Source organism: Delftia tsuruhatensis, assembly GCF_903815225.1.
Lineage (GTDB): Bacteria > Pseudomonadota > Gammaproteobacteria > Burkholderiales > Burkholderiaceae_C > Comamonas > Comamonas tsuruhatensis_A.
On record NZ_LR813084.1, the window covers coordinates 4,075,466 to 4,092,288 of the forward strand.

Below are 16,823 nucleotides of genomic sequence, written 5' to 3' on the forward strand. Positions count from 1 at the left end.
CCGCGACGCCTTGGGTCAGCGCCCCATCAGACGGGCGCGTCGACTCAGCGACGCGAACGCTTGCCGGTACCCATGGCTTCCTTGTTCTTCTCGATGCGCTTCAGGCGCCGCTGCTCGATCTTGTCCGCCGCTCGCCGCTTGGTATAGCCTGACATGTCCGCCCAGGCCCACCAGGCGGCGGTCGCGCCATAGACGCCCAGGATGACCCACCATGACCAGCCGGCCACCGGCTCGACCTCGCCCAGCTTGAGCAGGCTCAGCAGCACTGCGATCCCCAACAGATACATACCCTCTCCTTCGCAAAACAGCGCTTCACACGGGGTAACGAATCACGCGTGCGCGCCCACTACAATGTTTCGCATAATTATTCCCGACAACCCCAGGAACTCATGATGAAGCAGACATTGATCGCATTGGCTCTGGCCGTCACCGCCGTGGCCCCCGCCATGGCCGACCAGGCGCTTGCCGCCTCCAAGAACTGCATGGCCTGCCACGCCGTGGACAAGAAGCTCGTGGGGCCCTCCTACAAGGACGTGGCCTCCAAGTACGCGGGCCAGAAGGATGCCGTGGACAAGCTCGCCGCCAAGATCATGAAGGGCGGCAGCGGCGTCTGGGGCCCCGTCCCCATGCCCGCCAACCCCCAGGTCAACGATGCCGACGCCAAGAAGCTGGCTGCCTGGGTGCTGTCGCTGAAGTAAGACGTTGTCGGCCTGCGGGACCTGTCGCCCCCAGGCACTCGCAACGAAAAACCGCGCAACCTGCGTTGCACGGTTTTTTTTCATGGGCGCCCGGCCGGTGCACGGAAACGCAGCCGCCCCCATGGCCTCATCTGTGATCGACGGCTCCGGGAAGCTGGCCCAGCCGCACCTGCTGCTCCAGCTGGCCCACATAGGCAGCCGTGCTGTTGTCCGACTCCTGGGCACGCTGCACGAGGTGCGCCTCCAGCGCGTCCAGCCGGGCCATCAGGACTTCCTTGTCGCGGGCATGCAGATCCTCCAACACGGTGCGCAGCTCGGTGAAGCGCGAGGCCTCGGCCTTGTCTGCGAGGTCGCGCTGGGCCTGCATCTCCTTGGCGTGGCGGCGCGCCTCCATCAGCACCGAGCCCTGCAGCCACAGCACGTAGGCGATGAAGAACACGCCCAGCAGGCAGGTCAGCGCCAGCATCAGCACGCCCAGCGGGGCCTGGACTTCGGTGACGCCCAGCGACACCGTGGACGGAGCGGCCAGCGTGGTCCAGTTGAAGGCGGCCAGCAAGGCGATCAGGGCCACCGTGATCAGCAGCGACAGGGTTCTCAGATTCATGATGCAAGACCTCCCTCGACAATGGTGAAAGAAACAGTTCAGTTTGTACTCCAGCCATGATGCCCCAGCTGTCGGCCTGCGCAAAATCAGACTGCAAGACGGTGCCTCGAGAACCGCACGCAAAGAAAAACCGGAGCCTGGGCTCCGGTTTTTCCTGTCAGGGCACGCTGGGTGCCTGAAGCAGTCAGTTGGTCTCGGCCAACTGGTCCAGGATCGCGGGATTTTCCAGCGTGCTGGTGTCCTGCGTGATCGCCTCGCCCTTGGCGATGGAGCGCAGCAGGCGGCGCATGATCTTGCCGCTGCGCGTCTTGGGCAGGTTCTCGCCGAAGCGGATGTCCTTGGGCTTGGCGATGGGGCCGATTTCCTTGGCGACCCAGTCGCGCAGCTCCTTGGCGATCTGTTTGGCTTCCTCGCCCGTGGGGCGCGGACGCTTGAGCACCACGAAGGCGCAGATGGCCTCGCCCGTCAGATCGTCGGGGCGGCCCACCACGGCGGCCTCGGCCACCAGGTCGGTCTTGGCCACCAGGGCCGACTCGATCTCCATCGTGCCCATGCGGTGTCCCGAGACGTTGAGCACGTCGTCGATGCGGCCCGTGATGCGGAAATAGCCACGGTCCTCGCTGCGCACGGCACCGTCGCCGGCCAGGTAGGTCTGGCCACCCAGCTCTGCTGGGAAGTAGCTCTTCCTGAAGCGCTCGGGGTCTCCCCAGATGGTGCGGATCATGCTGGGCCAGGGCTTGGTGACCACCAGCAGACCGCCCGCGCCATTGGGCAATTCATGGCCCGTCTCATCGACGATGGCGGCCATGATGCCGGGCAGCGGCAGCGTGCACGAGCCCGGCACCAGCGGCGTGGCGCCCGGCATGGGGGCAATCACGTGGCCGCCGTTCTCGGTCTGCCAGAAGGTGTCCACGATGGGGCAGCGCTCGCCACCCACATGCTTGTGGTACCACATCCATGCCTCGGGGTTGATGGGCTCGCCCACGCTGCCCAGCAGGCGCAGGCTGGACAGGTTCCAGTTCTTCGGATGCACGGCGGCATCGCTGTCGGCCGCCTTGATCAGCGAGCGGATGGCCGTGGGCGCCGTGTAGAAGATGGTGCAGCCGTGGCGCTCGATCATCTGCCAGAAGCGGCCGGCATTGGGGAAGGTGGGCACGCCCTCGAACACGATCTGCGTGGCGCCGGCGGCCAGCGGGCCGTAGGCGACGTAGGTGTGGCCGGTGATCCAGCCGATGTCGGCCGTGCACCAGAACACATCGTCGGGCTTGAGGTCGAAGGTCCATTCCATGGTCTGCTTCGCCCACAGGATGTAGCCGCCCGTGCAGTGCTGCACACCCTTGGGCTTGCCGGTGGAGCCGCTGGTGTAGAGGATGAACAGCGGATGCTCGGAATCCACGGCCACGGGCGCGCATTCGTTGCTCTGCCCGGCCAGGATCTCGCCGAAGGTCCTGTCGCGGCCGGCCGTCATGGCGCAGGCCGTGGCCGTGCGCTCGTAGACGAAGACATGGCGCACGGCCTCGCAGCCGCCCAACGCCAGCGCGTCGTCCACGATGGCCTTCAGCGGCAGCTCCTTGCCGCCGCGCATCTGGTAGTTGGCAGTGATCACGGCCACGGCGCCCACGTCCACGATGCGCTCCTGCACGGCCTTGGCCGAGAAGCCACCGAACACCACGCTGTGCGTGGCGCCGATGCGCGCGCAGGCCTGCATGGCGACCACGCCCTCGATGGTCATGGGCATGTAGATCAGGACACGGTCACCCTTTTGCACGCCCTGCGCCTTGAGCGCATTGGCGAACTGCGAGACACGCTGCAGCAGTTCGCGGTAGCTGACCTTGGTGACCTGGCCGTCATCGGCCTCGAAGATGATGGCCGTCTTGTGCTCGACGGCCGTGCCCATGTGCTTGTCAAGGCAATTGGCGCTGGCGTTGAGCTCGCCGTCGGCGAACCAGCGGTAGAAGGGCGGATTGGAGCTGTCCAGCACCTGGTTGAAAGGTTTGGACCAGACCACGTTCTCGCGCGCCAGACGGGCCCAGAAGCCTTCGTAGTCGTTCTCCGCCTCGGCGCACAGGGCCTTGTACTGCTCCATGCCCGAGATGCGGGCTTGTGCGGCGAAGTCCGCCGGAGGCGGGAAGACACGGTTCTCCACCAGTACCGATTCGATGGGGGATGCTGTTGCGGTGCTCATGCTTGCTTGTCTCCTGGGCTGGCCAATAAATTGTGGTGTGACTGTCAGGGGCCGGTCTTACATGCCACTGACTGAAACCCCTGTGAAAGCGTCCACCTGGGGATTCCCCGCAGTCCCGGGCTGTCGCGCCAGCGGAGGAATTTCGCCGCTAAAATCGCGCGCCCGTTTTCAACAGGCGATTGTCCACCCTCCACCCACGCCCATAGCCGACACCGCGCGACCGACCATCATGGCCCGCCAGCAATCTCCCAACCCGACCCCCGGCTCCCCCCCCCTGCGCCCCCTGCCCTCCCTCATCTTCGCCAGCCGCTGGCTGCAGCTGCCGCTGTACCTGGGACTGATCGCCGCCCAGGGCGTCTACGTCTGGCATTTCCTGCTGGAGCTGTGGCACCTGATCGAGGCCGCCTTCGGCAACCAGGAAGCGCTGCAGGCGCTGATCACCAGCATAGGCTACAAGCACGATGCACCCATCGGTGCGCTCAACGAGACCATCATCATGCTGGTGGTGCTGGCGCTGATCGACGTGGTCATGATCTCCAACCTGCTGATCATGGTCATCGTGGGCGGCTACGAGACCTTCGTCAGCCGCCTGGGCCTGGACAGCCACCCCGACCAGCCCGAGTGGCTGGGCCACGTGAACGCCTCCATCCTCAAGGTCAAGCTGGCCCTGTCCATCATCGGCATCAGCTCCATCCACCTGCTCAAGACCTTCATCAATGCGGGCAGCTACGACGTGAAGGTGCTGATGTGGCAGACCATCATCCACGTCACCTTCCTGGCCAGTGCCCTGGCCATCGCCTACACCGACAAGCTGATCAACAGCACGGCCAGCAACCACTGAGACCGTCGGCACCCCGCACCGAAGCCCCGCAGCGCCAGCCGCTGCGGGGCTTTCTTCATGGGCGGGCGCAGGCAATGGGTCGGACACCTGCTAGCGCCCGGCCGGTCAGCGCCCCAGGCACGCTTTTTGCCGCAGATCGGGCCCGAAGCTTTCCTTAAGCTGACGCTTGACCGATTTTATTCATTAATGACAGCATAAGCCTTGTAAAAAATGACTTTCATGCTCTTATTAAGTGAGCAAATACTGGCCGGATTGCAGCCCCCAAGGGTTTGAAACAGCCCAAAACAGGCCTTCTTCGGCTCATGCGTTTTGACGCAGTAAAACCTGTTTTATATAATTTCGGCTTCTTTACAACCTGCCAAGCAGGTCATCGGCACCGTCTTCACGGCCTGCCGATACACCCCGGCGGATCGTTGTGCTCCCGGCACAGCCCCGTCAACCGGGCCGAAACTCGGTCCTGATGTTGTGGGGCATCGCGCTGGCTGATCTTCAGCCACGATGCCCAACTGAGACACCGCGCGCCTCGCCGCCGGCTGCTCTCGACTTCTGGCTCTTGCGCACCGCTTCGCGTGCCATCCGAGCCGCCTCGGGTGCTTTCGCACCTGTTTGAATCCCAGCAACAGGGGACGGCAGTCCCCTGCAGCGAACGGCATCAGGGCTTCATTTTTGGCTTGCGCGCCAGCGTCTTCGCCTGTCGAGGACGCTGGACTGTGTTCCATCTCACCCAAAAGGAGAACGCCACAGTGGCCAAGCAGATCATCATCGATCATGTGTTCAAGGTGTTCGGGGACGACCCCAAAACCGCACTCGACCTCGTCCAACAGGGCCTGAGCAAACAGGAGATCCTGGAGCGCACGGGCCAGTCCATCGGCGTGTTCGACGCCAATTTCACCATCGAGGCCGGCGAGATCTTCGTCGTCATGGGCCTGTCCGGCTCGGGCAAGTCCACCCTGGTGCGCATGCTCAACCGCCTCATCGAACCCACGGCCGGGCGCATCGTCGTCGATGGCCAGGACATCAACGCCCTGGGCGAGCGCGACCTGCGCGCCCTGCGCCGCAAGGACATCTCCATGGTGTTCCAGTCCTTTGCGCTGATGCCGCACATGACGGTGCTGGACAACACGGCCTTCGGCCTGGAGCTGGCCGGCGCCGACAAGGCCGAGCGCCAGACACAGGCCCAGGCCGCGCTGGAGCAGGTGGGCCTGGGCGCCTGGGGCGCCAGCTACCCAGACGAGCTATCGGGCGGCATGCAGCAGCGCGTGGGCCTGGCCCGGGCGCTGGCGTCCGATCCATCCATCCTGCTGATGGACGAGGCCTTCTCGGCCCTGGACCCCATCATCCGCACCGAGATGCAGTCCGAGCTGCTGCGCCTGCAGCAGATCCAGCGCCGCACCATCGTCTTCATCTCGCATGACCTGGACGAGGCCATGCGCATCGGCGACCGCATCGCCATCATGAAGGACGGCCAGGTGATCCAGGTCGGCACGCCCGACGAGATCCTGCGCAGCCCCGCCGACGACTATGTGCGCAGCTTCGTGCGCGGTGTGGACGCAGCGTCCGTGTTCAAGGCCGGCGACATCGCGCGCCAGGCGCTGACCGTGGTGTCCGAGCACAGTGACCGTGGCTGCCGCGCGGCCCAGCGCCTGCTGGAAGATTCGGACCGCGACTTCGCCTATGTCGTCAACGCACGCCGGCGCTTCCTGGGCGTGGTGTCCTCGCAGTCGTTGCGCGACGCGCTGCATGGCCGCCCCGGCATGCTGGGCCTGAGCCATGCCTTCCTGCCCAACGTGGAGCCGCTGTCCGCGGGCACGCCCGTGGCAGAACTGTTCGGCCCCGTGGCCGCCGCGCCCTGCGCCCTGCCGGTGACCAGTGACGACGGCCAGTTCATGGGCGTGGTCAGCCGCACGACCATGCTGCGCTTCCTGGACCGCGACACGCCGCCCGTGCCGCCGCCGCAGGAGATCGTGCCGCCGGTCACGCTCAACCCGCATTTCCCGGCCTCCAGCGCTCCTACCGTCCCGGCGACCGTGGAGCCGATTGAACAACGACAAGGAGATGCCGCATGAGCGACGCCAACCCTACGCTTGCCCCCTCCGCCCCCGCCGCCACGGATCCCTGGGCCGCAGCCAGCGCGGCTCCCCAGCCGGCCGCCGATCCCTGGGCTGCGGCCTCCACGCCCGCGACGCCCGACACCTCTGCCGACCCGTGGGGCGCCACTGCCGGCGGTGGCGATGCCGCGTCCGGCGACTGGCTCGGTGCCTCGGCCGGCTCGGGAGTGCCCGATGACGCCCATGCCAGCCTGTGGCACCAGTTGACGACCGACGGACTGCCCATCCAAGGCTGGATCAACGATGGCCTTGAATGGGTAGTTCACCATTTCCGTCCCTTCTTCCAGGCCGTGCGCGCGCCCATCGACGGCACGCTGACCGGCATCACCGATGCCATGCTGGCCCTGCCCTGGCCGGTGCTGACGCTGATCCTGACCCTGGTGGCCTGGCAGTTCGCGGGGCGGGCCATGGCCATAGGCGCGGCGGTCTCCCTGGTCGTCGTCGCCCTGCTGGGCATCTGGCCCGAAGCCATGGTGACGCTGTCGCTGGTACTGACCTCGCTGGCCTTCTGCCTCATCCTCGGCCTGCCCGTGGGCATCCTGCTGGCCTCCAGCGACCGCGCCCAGCGCTGGACGCGCCCACTGCTGGACGCCATGCAGACCACGCCGGCCTTCGTCTACCTGGTGCCCGTGGTGATGCTGTTCGGCATCGGCAACGTGCCCGGCGTGATCGTGACCATCATCTTCGCGCTGCCGCCGCTGATCCGCCTGACCAACCTGGGCATACGCCAGGTGCGCCCCGACCTGATCGAGGCCAGCCGCGCCTATGGCGCCTCGCCCTGGCAGCTGCTGTGGAAGGTGCAGTTGCCGCTGGCCATGCCCTCCATCATGGCCGGCGTGAACCAGGCCCTGATGCTGTCGCTGTCCATGGTGGTCATCGCCTCGATGATCGCCGTCGGCGGGCTGGGCCAGATGGTGCTGCGCGGCATCGGCCGCCTGGACATGGGCCTGGCCACCGTGGGTGGCCTGGGCATCGTGTTGCTGGCCATCGTGCTGGACCGCATCACCCAGGCCATGGGGCAGCCCACGCGCGGCGGCAAGCGCTGGTGGCATGGCGGCCCCGTGGGCTGCATCGCCCGCCTGGCGGGCGCCGGCGGCAAACCTGCCCAGCGCGGCGGCACCGCCTGAGCCGGTTGAACGCCTGCACTTCCCAGCGGCGCGCACGGGCTCACGGCCGCGCCGCCTTCCCGCAAAGCGGCCAGCTCCGGCGCCGGCCGCCCGCTCCCCTTTCATCACACAACGGAGGAACCCGAGGATGATCCAAGCCCTTAACCACAACCGCCTGCAAGCAGCCGTTCCCGGCCACTGGCTGCGCACCGCCACGATCGCCGCAGGCATCGCCCTGGCCTGCGTCGGCGCATCGGCTGCCGGTGACCAGCCCGGCAAGGGCGTGAAGGTGCTGCCGCTCAAGAGCTCCATCGCCGAAGAGAGCTTCCAGACCCTGCTGGTCATGAAGGCCCTGGAAAAGCTGGGCTATGACGTGCAGCCCTTCCAGGAAGTCGAGTACCCCACCGCCCACGTGGCCATCGCCAACGGCGACGCCACCTTCCTGGCCACGCACTGGAACCCGCTGCACGCCGACTACTACAAGAACGCGGGCGGCGACGCCAAGCTGTTCCGCAAGGGTGTGTATTCGGACAATGCGGCCCAGGGCTATCTGATCGACAAGAAGACGGCAGATGCGCACAAGATCACCAACATCGCCCAGCTCAAGGACCCCAAGATCGCCAGGCTGTTCGACACCGATGGCGACGGCAAGGCCGACCTCACGGGCTGCAACCCGGGCTGGGGCTGCGAGGCCGTGATCGAGCATCACCTGACGGCCTACAAGCTGCGTGACACCGTGACCCACCAGCAGGGCACCTACTCGGCACTGATCGCCGACACCATCGCACGCTACAAGGCCGGCAAGCCCATCCTGTACTACACCTGGACGCCCTACTGGGTCAGTGGCGTGCTCAAGCCCGGTCAGGACGTGGTGTGGCTGGAAGTGCCGTTCTCCTCGCTGCCAGGCGAACAGGCGAAGCTGGACACCAGGCTGCCCAACGGCAAGAACTACGGATTCGTGGTGAACAAGCAGCAGATCATCGCCAACAAGGCCTTCACCGACAAGCACCCCGACGCGGGCAAGCTGTTCGAGCTGATGCAACTGCCGGTAGGCGACATCAGCGCGCAGAACAACCTGATGAGCCAGGGCCAGAACAAGCCTGCCGACGTGGCGCGCCACGTGGACAGCTGGATCAAGGCCCACCAGAAGACCTTCGACGGCTGGCTGGAGCAGGCCCGCGCTGCGGCCCGGTGAACGCTGCCGGGGGATCCGGTCCAGACGTTCCCCCGGCTTCCCGCTTCAGAGGCCCGCTTCGGCGGGCTTCTTGAACAGGCGCAGGGCGATGGCCGTGACCACCACGCCCACCAGCAGCGCCGCCCCGTACATGGCCACATGGGTCACGGCATTGGGAATGGGTGCCACGAAGATGCCGCCATGCGGCACCTTCAGCTCCACGCCCGCCAGCATGGAGATGGCGCCAGCCACGGCCGAGCCCAGCACCAGGGCCGGAATCGTGCGCAGCGGATCGCGCGCCGCATACGGAATCGCGCCTTCCGTGACAAAGGCAAGGCCCAGCACGCCGGCCGAGACGGCGCTGCCGCGCTCCTCGCGCGTGAAGCGGTCGGCAAACAGGCGCGTGGCAAGCGCCAGCCCCAGCGGTGGCGTCATGCCGGCGATCATGGCCGCGGCCATGGGCGTATAGACCTGGCTCGCGATCATGCCCGTGGAAAACGCATAGGCGGCCTTGTTCACCGGCCCGCCCATGTCAAAGGCCATCATCGCCCCCAGCAGCAGGCCCAGCAGCAGCGCACTGGCGCCCTGCATGCCGCGCAGCCAGGCGCTCAGCCACTGCAGCAGCCCGGCCACGGGCGCGCCGACCAGGTAGTACATCAAAAGGCCCGTGAGCAGGCTGCCCAGCACCGGCAGGATCAGCATGGGCAGCAGGCCCTTGAGCGTCTGCGGCAACCGGATGTGCGCGGCCAGAAAGGCCACGCCATAGCCGGCGATGAAGCCGGCCGCCATGCCGCCAAGAAACCCCGCCCCCATGCTGGACGCGACCATTCCGCCGATCATGCCCGGCGCAATGCCGGGCCGGTCGGCAATGGAGTAGGCGATGTAGCCGGCCAGCGCCGGCACCATGAGCGCGAAACCGCCCTTGGCGCCGATCTGGAACAGCGTCCATCCCAGCGTGCCCTGGTGCGCATCGTCATGGACGTAGATGCCGCCCAGCGCAAAGGCCATGGCGATCAGAATGCCGCCCGCCGTGACGAATGGCAGCATGAAGGACACGCCGGTCATCAGATGGCGGTAGGCGCCGCCGCCCTGGGGACGGGCGGACGCGGCCACAGAGCCGCCCGACGCCGTGCCATGCACGGCGGACTCCGCCAGCGCCTTGCCGATCAGGCCGGCACCGTCGCGTATGGCCGGCTTGGTGCCGCTGCGCAGCAGCGGCTTGCCCGCGAAGCGCGAGAGATCGACCTCACGGTCGGCGGCGATGATGACGAGGTCGGCCTCGGCGATTTCCTGCGGCGTGAGCGCATCGAGCGCACCCACCGAGCCTTGCGTCTCCACGCGCATGGCGTGGCCCAGCGCGGCCGCGCCGCGCTGCAAACCCTCGGCCGCCATGAAGGTGTGGGCAATGCCGGTAGGGCAGGACGTGACCGCCACGATGCGCTTGCCGGTCCGAGGGTCTGCGGGCCTGCCGGCATCGGAGCGCGCCAGCACGCCTGCCGGATCATCGAGTGCCTCGCGCAGGCTGCAGCGCTCGACGGCGGCCCGCGCGAAGCGGCCCGCATCGGCATCCCCGCCACAGTCGCCATCGCCCACGATCAGCAATTGCCCCGCCTGCGCGGCGGCCTCGGCGGTGTGCAGGCCCAGCACGCCACGGCTGGTGCGTGTCTCCACGGCCAAGGGCCGCTGTCCGGCCGCGTGGCGCAGGGCTTCGGCGGCCAGCAGCGCCTCGGCATCATGCCCGGCGGCCGTGATCACCACAAAAAGAGGGTTCATGGAAGCTCCTGAAATATGAGGGATCACGGCCACGGGCATGTCTCCAGCAGCACGCCGGCGGCCAGGGCCTGGACGCGGCCAGCATAGATGTCGCGCGCGGGCGCGGCCTGCAGCCAGGCCAGGGCGCTGGCCGTGGCCTGGCGCGCGGTATCGGCCAGATCCAGTCCGCGCAGCCGCGCGGCCACCATGCCAGCGACCATGGCATCGCCCGCGCCTACGGAGCTGCCGCGTGCCCGCTGCGGCGGCCGCGCAATCACCGCACCTTGCCTGCTCGCGAACAATGCGCCCTCCTCGCCCATGGACACCACGGCCAGCCCCAGACCCCTGTCCAGCAGGCTGCGCGCGGCGGCCAGCAGCGTATCGCGGCCGTCCAGGCGCTGGCCCGTGGCGGCCTGCAGCTCCTCCCGGTTGGGCTTGATGGCCCAGGGCATGGCCGCATGGGGGGCCGTCGCCAGGGCGGCGGCCAGTGGGGCCTCGCTGGTGTCCAGCAGCACGTCGGCACCGGCGGCCGCGGCCTGGGCCTGGAGCCGCGCCCAGCTGTCCGCAGGCAGGCCGGCCGGCAGGCTGCCCGACAGCACCACGGCCAGCCCTGGCCGCAGATACCGGGCCAGCGCGCGCATGACGGCATCCAGATGCGCTTCGGCCAAGGCCAGGCCCGGCAGGTTGATGTCCGTGGTCTGGCGCCCGCCATTGGCCACCAGCTTGATGTTGGTGCGCGTCTGGCCCGGCACGCGCAGGCAGGCGTCGGCAATGCCGCGCTGCGCGAACAAGGCCTCGAACATGCCGGCGTTGTCGCTGCCCAGCACGCCCAGCGCGGCCGTGGAAATGCCCAGGCCCGCCAGGGCGGCGGCGACATTGATGCCCTTGCCGCCCGGCGCCTGCACGCTGCCCAATGCGCGCTGCACCTGGCCGGGCAGCAGCGCATCCAGGGTCACGAGCTGGTCTATGGCCGGGTTCAGGGTCACGGTGATGGCTTGCGGGGCGTTCATGCCGCCACCTCCTTGGCCAGTTCCCGCACCTGCGCGGCATCCTCGCAGCCGAGCGCCCTGTCTGCGAGCACCTGCAACTGCCGCAGGCTGGCCGCACGCAGGCCGGCCTTGACACCGGCGATGTCGTTGGGCGTCATGGACAACTCGCCCACCCCCAGCCCTGCCAGCAACAGCGCACCGAACGGGTCGCCGGCCAGTCCGCCACAGACGCCCACGGGACGAGCGCGGGTGGCAGCACCCTGCACGGTGGAGCGCACCATCCGCAGCACGGCCGGATGCAGGCTGTCCGCCTCGGCCGCCAGCTGCGGGTTCTGGCGGTCCATGGCCAGCACGTACTGGGTCAGGTCGTTCGTGCCTATGGAGAAGAAATCGGCATGGCGAGCCAATGCGTCGGCCTGCACGGCGGCGGCGGGCACCTCGATCATGATGCCCAGCGGCAGGACCGGGGCGTCCAGTTCGGCGCGCAGCCGCTCGCAGACCGCGCGTAGCGCCAGCAACTCCTGCACGCTGGTGACCATGGGAAACATCACGGACAGCCGCGCGCCATCGCGGGCCGCCCGGTACAGGGCGCGCATCTGGGGCTCCAGCAGGTCAGGACGGCGCAGCAGCAACCGCGCGCCGCGCACGCCCAGGAAGGGGTTGTCCTCGCGCGGCAGCTCCAGGTGGGCGACCTGCTTGTCGCCGCCGATGTCCAACGCGCGAACGATCAGCGGCCGCCCCTCCAGCGCCTGCGCCATGGCGCGGTAGGTTTCGTACTGCTCGTCCTCGCCGGGCGTGCTGCCGCGCTCCAGGAACAGGAATTCCGTGCGCATCAGGCCCACGCCCTCGGCGCCGTGGGACAGGGCCAGCGGCACCTGCCCGGGCAGGTTGACGTTGGCGCAGATTTCGATGCGCACGCCATCGGTGGTGATGGCAGGCAGGCTGCGCTGCGCGGCCACGCGTTCCTGCAGCGCCTGCTGCTCGGCCATGTGGGTACGCGCCGAAGCCAGGTCCTGCTCCGAGGGGTCAAGGTAGATGCGGCCATTGGCGCCATCGACGATGGCCAGGGCCCCATCGGCCATGCCCAGCACGCCACCGCCTGCCGCCACGGCGGCCGGCAGCCCCAGCGTGCGCGCGAGTATGGCCGTGTGCGAGGTGGGACTGCCCTGCGCCGTGACCAGCGCGGCCACGCGCGCCGTGTCCAGCTGGGCGGTTTCCGAGGGCGAAAGATCGGCTGCGACCAGGATGCAGCCGCCTTCGGGCAGGCCATCCGGTTCCGCCGCTGCCAGCGAAGGCTGCAGCTGCACGAGCACGCGCCGGCCCACGTCACGCAGGTCGGCGGCACGCGCGGCCAGCGCGGGATTGTCCAGCGCCTCGATCCGGTTCGCGCCTTCCTCCACGGCCCGGCTCCAGGACCAGGCCACGCCATGACCCTGGACCATGAACTGGCAGGCGCGCGTGATGAGTCCGGTGTCGCCCAGCCACTCGGCCTGCGCGCTGAAGATGGCGGCATCGCCTTCGCCCAGCCGGCGGCGGGTGTCGTCATGCAGGGCGCGCAACTGGCCCTGCGTCTCGGCCAGCGCCGCATGCAGCCGCGCACCACCCGCGCTGAGCGGCTCGGGCAGGTCGGGAATCTCGGCGGCCTCCACACGCCACTGGTGGATGCGGGCCACGGCCAGCCCCGGGCTGGCGCCCAGGCCCACAAAGGCAGGCCGCGCCAGCGGCGGCAGCCAGCCCGTGGTGGGCAATTCGGCCGCCTTGCGCGCAGCGGCGTCGGCATCGGCACGTTCCTGGGCCACCAGGGCCTGGGCCACGGCACACAGGCGATCGACCGCGGCCCTGGCATCGGGGCCCTGGGCCGAGACAGTGACCTTGTCGCCTTCGCGCAGTCCCAGCTGCAGCAGGCCGGCCATCTGCCGCGCATCGGCCACCTCGCTGCCATGGCGCACCTGGATGCGCGAGGCAAAGCCGCGCGCCGCCTCCGCCCAGCGCGTGGCAGGCCGCGCATGCAGTCCGTTGGGATAGGCAATGGTCCATTCGCGCGCCTCGGCCAGATCCACTGCCGCCGGGCGGGCGGCAGGCGGCGCCGGGTCCGCTTGCCCCTGGAGCACATCGATGACCTGCTGCGCATCGCCCGTGGTGAACAGCGCCTGCAGCCGGGGTGTCTGCAGCAGGCCGGCCAGGCGGCGCAGCAAGGTGATATGGGCATCGGAGCGTGCCGCCACCGCCACGACCAGATGAACGTTCTGGCCGGCATTCCAATCCAGGCCCTCGCGCACCTGGAGCACGGCCACCGCGTCGCGCAGCACCAGGGCCCGGTCTTCGGCGCGACCGTGGGGAATGGCCACGCCGTGGCCCAGAAAGGTTTCGGCCTGGGCCTCGCGCGCCTGCATGCCGGCGGCATAGCCAGGGGCCACGCAGCCGCTGTCCTGCAGCAGCCGGGCCGCCTGGGCGATGGCGTCGGCCTTGTCGCGCACCCTGGCGTCCAGGCGCACGGCGATCTGCAGTCCCGCAGGAGCGCTGGGTTCAACCGCCGGGAGGGATGAATGGGCATGGATCATGGCGCGGATTTTGGGAACGTTCCCAACCATCAGTCAATCTGCACTGCAACATAACCCGTCATTTCTTTGGAGTTATCCTCTGCGGTACACCACAAACAGCGGGAACGATTGCATTGAGCATCAGCATCAACGATGTGGCCCAGGTGGCCGGCGTATCCAAGTCGACGGTCTCGCGCGCGCTGGCCGGCGGATCGGTCAGCGACGAGGTCCGTGCACGCGTGCAGGCGGCCGTGCAGGCCACGGGCTACCGGCCCAACCTGATGGCGCGCCGGCTGCGCGCGCGCGACGCGGGGCCCGTGGGGGTGCTCGTGGCCGACATACGCAACCCCTTCTTCACGGCCCTGATCCGCGCGGTCGAGGCCGAGGCCTATCGCCAGGGCCGGCGCGTGCTGCTGTGCAACACCGACGAGGACCCACAGCGCGAAGCCATGTACCTGCAGCTCATGCAGGAGGAGCGCATCGCCGGCCTGATCTTTGCGCCCACCCAGGCGAGCCTGCAGAAACTGGAGCGCCTGCCGCTGGAGTTCCCGGTGGTCCTCGTGGACCGAGCGGGCCCGCCGGTATGCCACGACAGCGTGGTGCTGGACAACGCCCAGGCCTGTGCCACCCTGGTCACGCACCTGGTGGAACAAGGCCATCGCCGCATCGCTGGTGTCTTCGGCAACACCAGCAGCACCGCACGTGAACGCTGCGACGGCTATCTGGCCGCCATGCGCGAGGCGGGCCTGGCGCCCGACGTGCGCCAGTTGCTCCCGACCAGCGATGCCGCCGAAGCCGAGGTCGCGCAATGGCTGCGCCAGCCGCAGCGGCCGGATGCCTTCGTGGCCAGCAACAGCCTGCTGCTGGAAGGCTGCCTGCGCGCGATACGCGCCGCAGGCCTTCGCATCCCGGGCGATGTGGCGCTCGCCGGTTTCGACAACGAGCGCTGGACGGAACTGGTGGCTCCCGCCATCACCGTGATCGAGCAGCCGGTGGAAGCCATGGGCCGCGCCGCATTCGGCCTGCTCATGGATCGGCTGCACACGCCCGACCTGCCGCTGCGCAAGGTGATCATGCAGGGGCGCTGCATCGTGCGCGAGTCCACACAGGCGGCGGGCTGAGGCGCTGCACCGGGGCGGGGATCACATCGGGATCGCGTCGGAATCACGCCGGGATCACGCAGCGATCTGCAACTGGCGCACGGCGTCGTCCACGCTCCAGCCCGCATAGCTGGCGGGCGGCAGAGCCGGATTGCCCACGCGCGCCAGCAGGTCGCGCACGGGGTCCTTGACGCAGGCCAGGGCCAGCGGCACGCCCAGTTGCCGCAACTGGGCCGCGAAGTCGCACAGCGCCTCGACACTGGTGGCATCGAGATCGGCCGAATCCTCGAGGCTCAGCACCACGCCGCGGGGCGAAGGCAGGGATTGGAGGCGCTCCCGGATGGCCGCAAACACCGGGTCGGCATTGCCGAAGAACAGGGGCGCCTCGGGCCGCGCGATCAGCAGCCCGGCGAACAGGGCAATCACCCCGGCCTGCGGCGGCAGGCCGGCGATGCCCGAATAGGCCACGGCCTCGGGCAGCAGCAGGCCGGCGATGGACAGGCCGGCGCCCCAATCGGCCAAGGCAGGCAGGCCAGGCGCACGCATCAGGTTTGCGGAGCAACGATGCCGGACCAGCCCGACAGGTAGCGCGCCTCGGCGCCGTGCGCCAGGCCCAGGTGGTGGTGGTCAACGATGTAGTGCAGGCCACGCGGCCCCAGCACGGCCGGAAACCAGTGCGAGGCCAGAACGCCTTCGCGCTCCTTGCGCTTGAGGCGGCTCCACTGGGCGCGCTTGGTCTGCACTTCGGCGGCGCCTATGGTCATCTTCCAGCGAAACCCGGGTCAGATGCTGCTGTGCTCTCATCGTCCAACCTCCGTCGCATCAAAGGTGCGGACCCGGCGGGCTGCTCGATCCGGCATCCAGAATACGCCTTCGGAGTTACAAATGGTCGCAACAACGGACTTGCACCCATAATCGCTCACAATTTTGTCCCGTTGACCTCATGAACCAGCCCCAACACCCCATCGTCCATGGCACGGAAGACGTGCTGATCAGCCTTTGCAATTCGGTCTCTCGCGTGCTCCAGGTGGCCACGCAGTGTCCCATCCAGTATTCGGGCATGGTGCAACGCATCACCAAGACCAGCCTCAAGCCCGACATCGGCTGCTTTGTCCTGGTGGACGGCGGCTTTTCGGGCCTGGTGATCATCAACTTCTCGGCCGCCGCCGCCATGGAGCTGTACCGCAGCTACATGCTGAGCATGGGCATGGGCGAGGACGACCTGGCCACCTCCTATACCTCGGACGATGTCAGCAACGTCATGGGCGAGCTGATGAACCAGGTGGTGGGCGACTTCACCAGCAAGGTCCAGCGCGAACTGCAGACCTACATCACCCAGAGCCAGCCCAAGATGATCCGCCTGAACAAGCAGGTCAACCTCAGCGTGGACGCCAACCTCGATGCGCCCGAGGCCCGCCGCGTGACCTTCTACACGGGCAACAACAACATCTTCTATCTCGAACTGGCCATGGACCGCACCGAGTTCATCAAGGTCGTGGACTTCGAGCCCCAGGAGCGCCCGGACCCCGACGCGCTCATGGCACAGGCCGCCACCCCAGCACCGGCCGCAGCGCCCGCCACTGCAGACAGCACGGATACCGACGAATTGCTCAAGTCCCTGGGCATGTGAGCCGCCGCCCCCGCTTGGGGGCCAAGACCCTGACGCGGACAGATGTACCAGGGTCAACCCCGAGAGAGATCGGTGACATGCAGATAATTGGGATAC

At 68.2% G+C, this 16,823-nt stretch carries 14 protein-coding genes and 1 pseudogene; 7 read left to right on the top strand and 8 right to left on the bottom strand.

Features of this window, described 5'->3' with window-relative positions; translation table 11 throughout:
- Nucleotides 1–44: 44 nt before the first annotated feature.
- A complete protein-coding gene (locus L1Z78_RS18440; RefSeq protein ID WP_234637825.1) occupies nucleotides 45–287 on the bottom strand; it encodes a TIGR04438 family Trp-rich protein in 243 nt (80 codons plus the stop codon).
- A gap of 105 nt (nucleotides 288–392) precedes the next feature.
- On the opposite strand from L1Z78_RS18440, the gene L1Z78_RS18445 reads away from it, so the two are divergent.
- Complete coding sequence (locus L1Z78_RS18445) at nucleotides 393–698, top strand: c-type cytochrome (RefSeq protein ID WP_234637826.1); 306 nt, start codon at nucleotides 393–395, stop codon at nucleotides 696–698.
- 127 nt (nucleotides 699–825) lie between these two features.
- Here L1Z78_RS18445 and L1Z78_RS18450 read toward each other — a convergent pair whose 3' ends face one another.
- Nucleotides 826–1,302, bottom strand: a complete 477-nt coding sequence (locus L1Z78_RS18450) for a LapA family protein (protein ID WP_234637827.1) — start codon at nucleotides 1,300–1,302, stop codon at nucleotides 826–828.
- A 184-nt stretch (nucleotides 1,303–1,486) separates the two neighbouring features.
- Nucleotides 1,487–3,487, bottom strand: coding sequence for an acetate--CoA ligase (gene acs / locus L1Z78_RS18455; protein WP_234637828.1), 2,001 nt, complete (start codon nucleotides 3,485–3,487; stop codon nucleotides 1,487–1,489).
- Between the two features lie 229 nt (nucleotides 3,488–3,716).
- Here acs and L1Z78_RS18460 point away from each other — a divergent pair, with 229 nt between their 5' ends.
- The 4 genes from L1Z78_RS18460 (at nucleotide 3,717) to proX (ending at nucleotide 8,737) form a co-directional block, all read left to right on the top strand.
- Entirely contained in the window at nucleotides 3,717–4,328 is a 612-nt protein-coding gene (locus L1Z78_RS18460; protein ID WP_234637829.1) for a TIGR00645 family protein, read from the top strand.
- 743 nt (nucleotides 4,329–5,071) lie between these two features.
- On the top strand, nucleotides 5,072–6,394 hold the full coding sequence (proV, locus tag L1Z78_RS18465) for a glycine betaine/L-proline ABC transporter ATP-binding protein ProV (protein ID WP_234642209.1): 1,323 nt from the start codon (nucleotides 5,072–5,074) through the stop codon (nucleotides 6,392–6,394).
- Nucleotides 6,391–7,563, top strand: coding sequence for a glycine betaine/L-proline ABC transporter permease ProW (gene proW / locus L1Z78_RS18470; RefSeq protein WP_234637830.1), 1,173 nt, complete (start codon nucleotides 6,391–6,393; stop codon nucleotides 7,561–7,563). The genes proV and proW overlap by 4 nt, the downstream gene beginning before the upstream one ends.
- Before the next feature lie 127 nt (nucleotides 7,564–7,690).
- On the top strand, nucleotides 7,691–8,737 hold the full coding sequence (gene proX / locus L1Z78_RS18475) for a glycine betaine/L-proline ABC transporter substrate-binding protein ProX (protein ID WP_234637831.1): 1,047 nt from the start codon (nucleotides 7,691–7,693) through the stop codon (nucleotides 8,735–8,737).
- A 45-nt stretch (nucleotides 8,738–8,782) separates the two neighbouring features.
- Here the strand turns inward: proX and L1Z78_RS18480 are convergent, their stop codons facing one another.
- Genes L1Z78_RS18480 through ptsP form a run of 3 tightly spaced genes read right to left on the bottom strand, consistent with a single transcriptional unit; the run spans nucleotide 8,783 to nucleotide 14,018 of the window.
- Nucleotides 8,783–10,489: a PTS fructose transporter subunit IIC gene (locus L1Z78_RS18480; RefSeq protein WP_234637832.1), complete on the bottom strand. Its 1,707-nt coding sequence runs from the start codon at nucleotides 10,487–10,489 to the stop codon at nucleotides 8,783–8,785.
- A gap of 23 nt (nucleotides 10,490–10,512) precedes the next feature.
- Nucleotides 10,513–11,478: a 1-phosphofructokinase family hexose kinase gene (locus L1Z78_RS18485; RefSeq protein WP_234637833.1), complete on the bottom strand. Its 966-nt coding sequence runs from the start codon at nucleotides 11,476–11,478 to the stop codon at nucleotides 10,513–10,515.
- Nucleotides 11,475–14,018, bottom strand: coding sequence for a phosphoenolpyruvate--protein phosphotransferase (gene ptsP, locus L1Z78_RS18490; RefSeq protein WP_234637834.1), 2,544 nt, complete (start codon nucleotides 14,016–14,018; stop codon nucleotides 11,475–11,477). Before ptsP ends, L1Z78_RS18485 begins: the two co-directional genes overlap by 4 nt.
- Before the next feature lie 113 nt (nucleotides 14,019–14,131).
- Between ptsP and L1Z78_RS18495 the strand changes: the two genes are divergently transcribed.
- A complete protein-coding gene (locus L1Z78_RS18495; RefSeq protein WP_234637835.1) occupies nucleotides 14,132–15,118 on the top strand; it encodes a LacI family DNA-binding transcriptional regulator in 987 nt (328 codons plus the stop codon).
- Nucleotides 15,119–15,172: 54 nt separating this feature from the next.
- Here the strand turns inward: L1Z78_RS18495 and L1Z78_RS18500 are convergent, their stop codons facing one another.
- Together L1Z78_RS18500 and L1Z78_RS18505 are read right to left on the bottom strand one after the other, a co-directional pair.
- Entirely contained in the window at nucleotides 15,173–15,643 is a 471-nt protein-coding gene (locus L1Z78_RS18500) for a sodium-independent anion transporter (protein ID WP_234637836.1), read from the bottom strand.
- A 59-nt stretch (nucleotides 15,644–15,702) separates the two neighbouring features.
- A pseudogene (locus L1Z78_RS18505) lies at nucleotides 15,703–15,901 on the bottom strand (ParB-like protein); the annotation flags it as partial.
- Nucleotides 15,902–16,040: 139 nt separating this feature from the next.
- Here L1Z78_RS18505 and L1Z78_RS18510 point away from each other — a divergent pair.
- Nucleotides 16,041–16,727, top strand: coding sequence for a DUF3334 family protein (locus tag L1Z78_RS18510; RefSeq protein ID WP_234637838.1), 687 nt, complete (start codon nucleotides 16,041–16,043; stop codon nucleotides 16,725–16,727).
- Nucleotides 16,728–16,823: the final 96 nt, after the last annotated feature.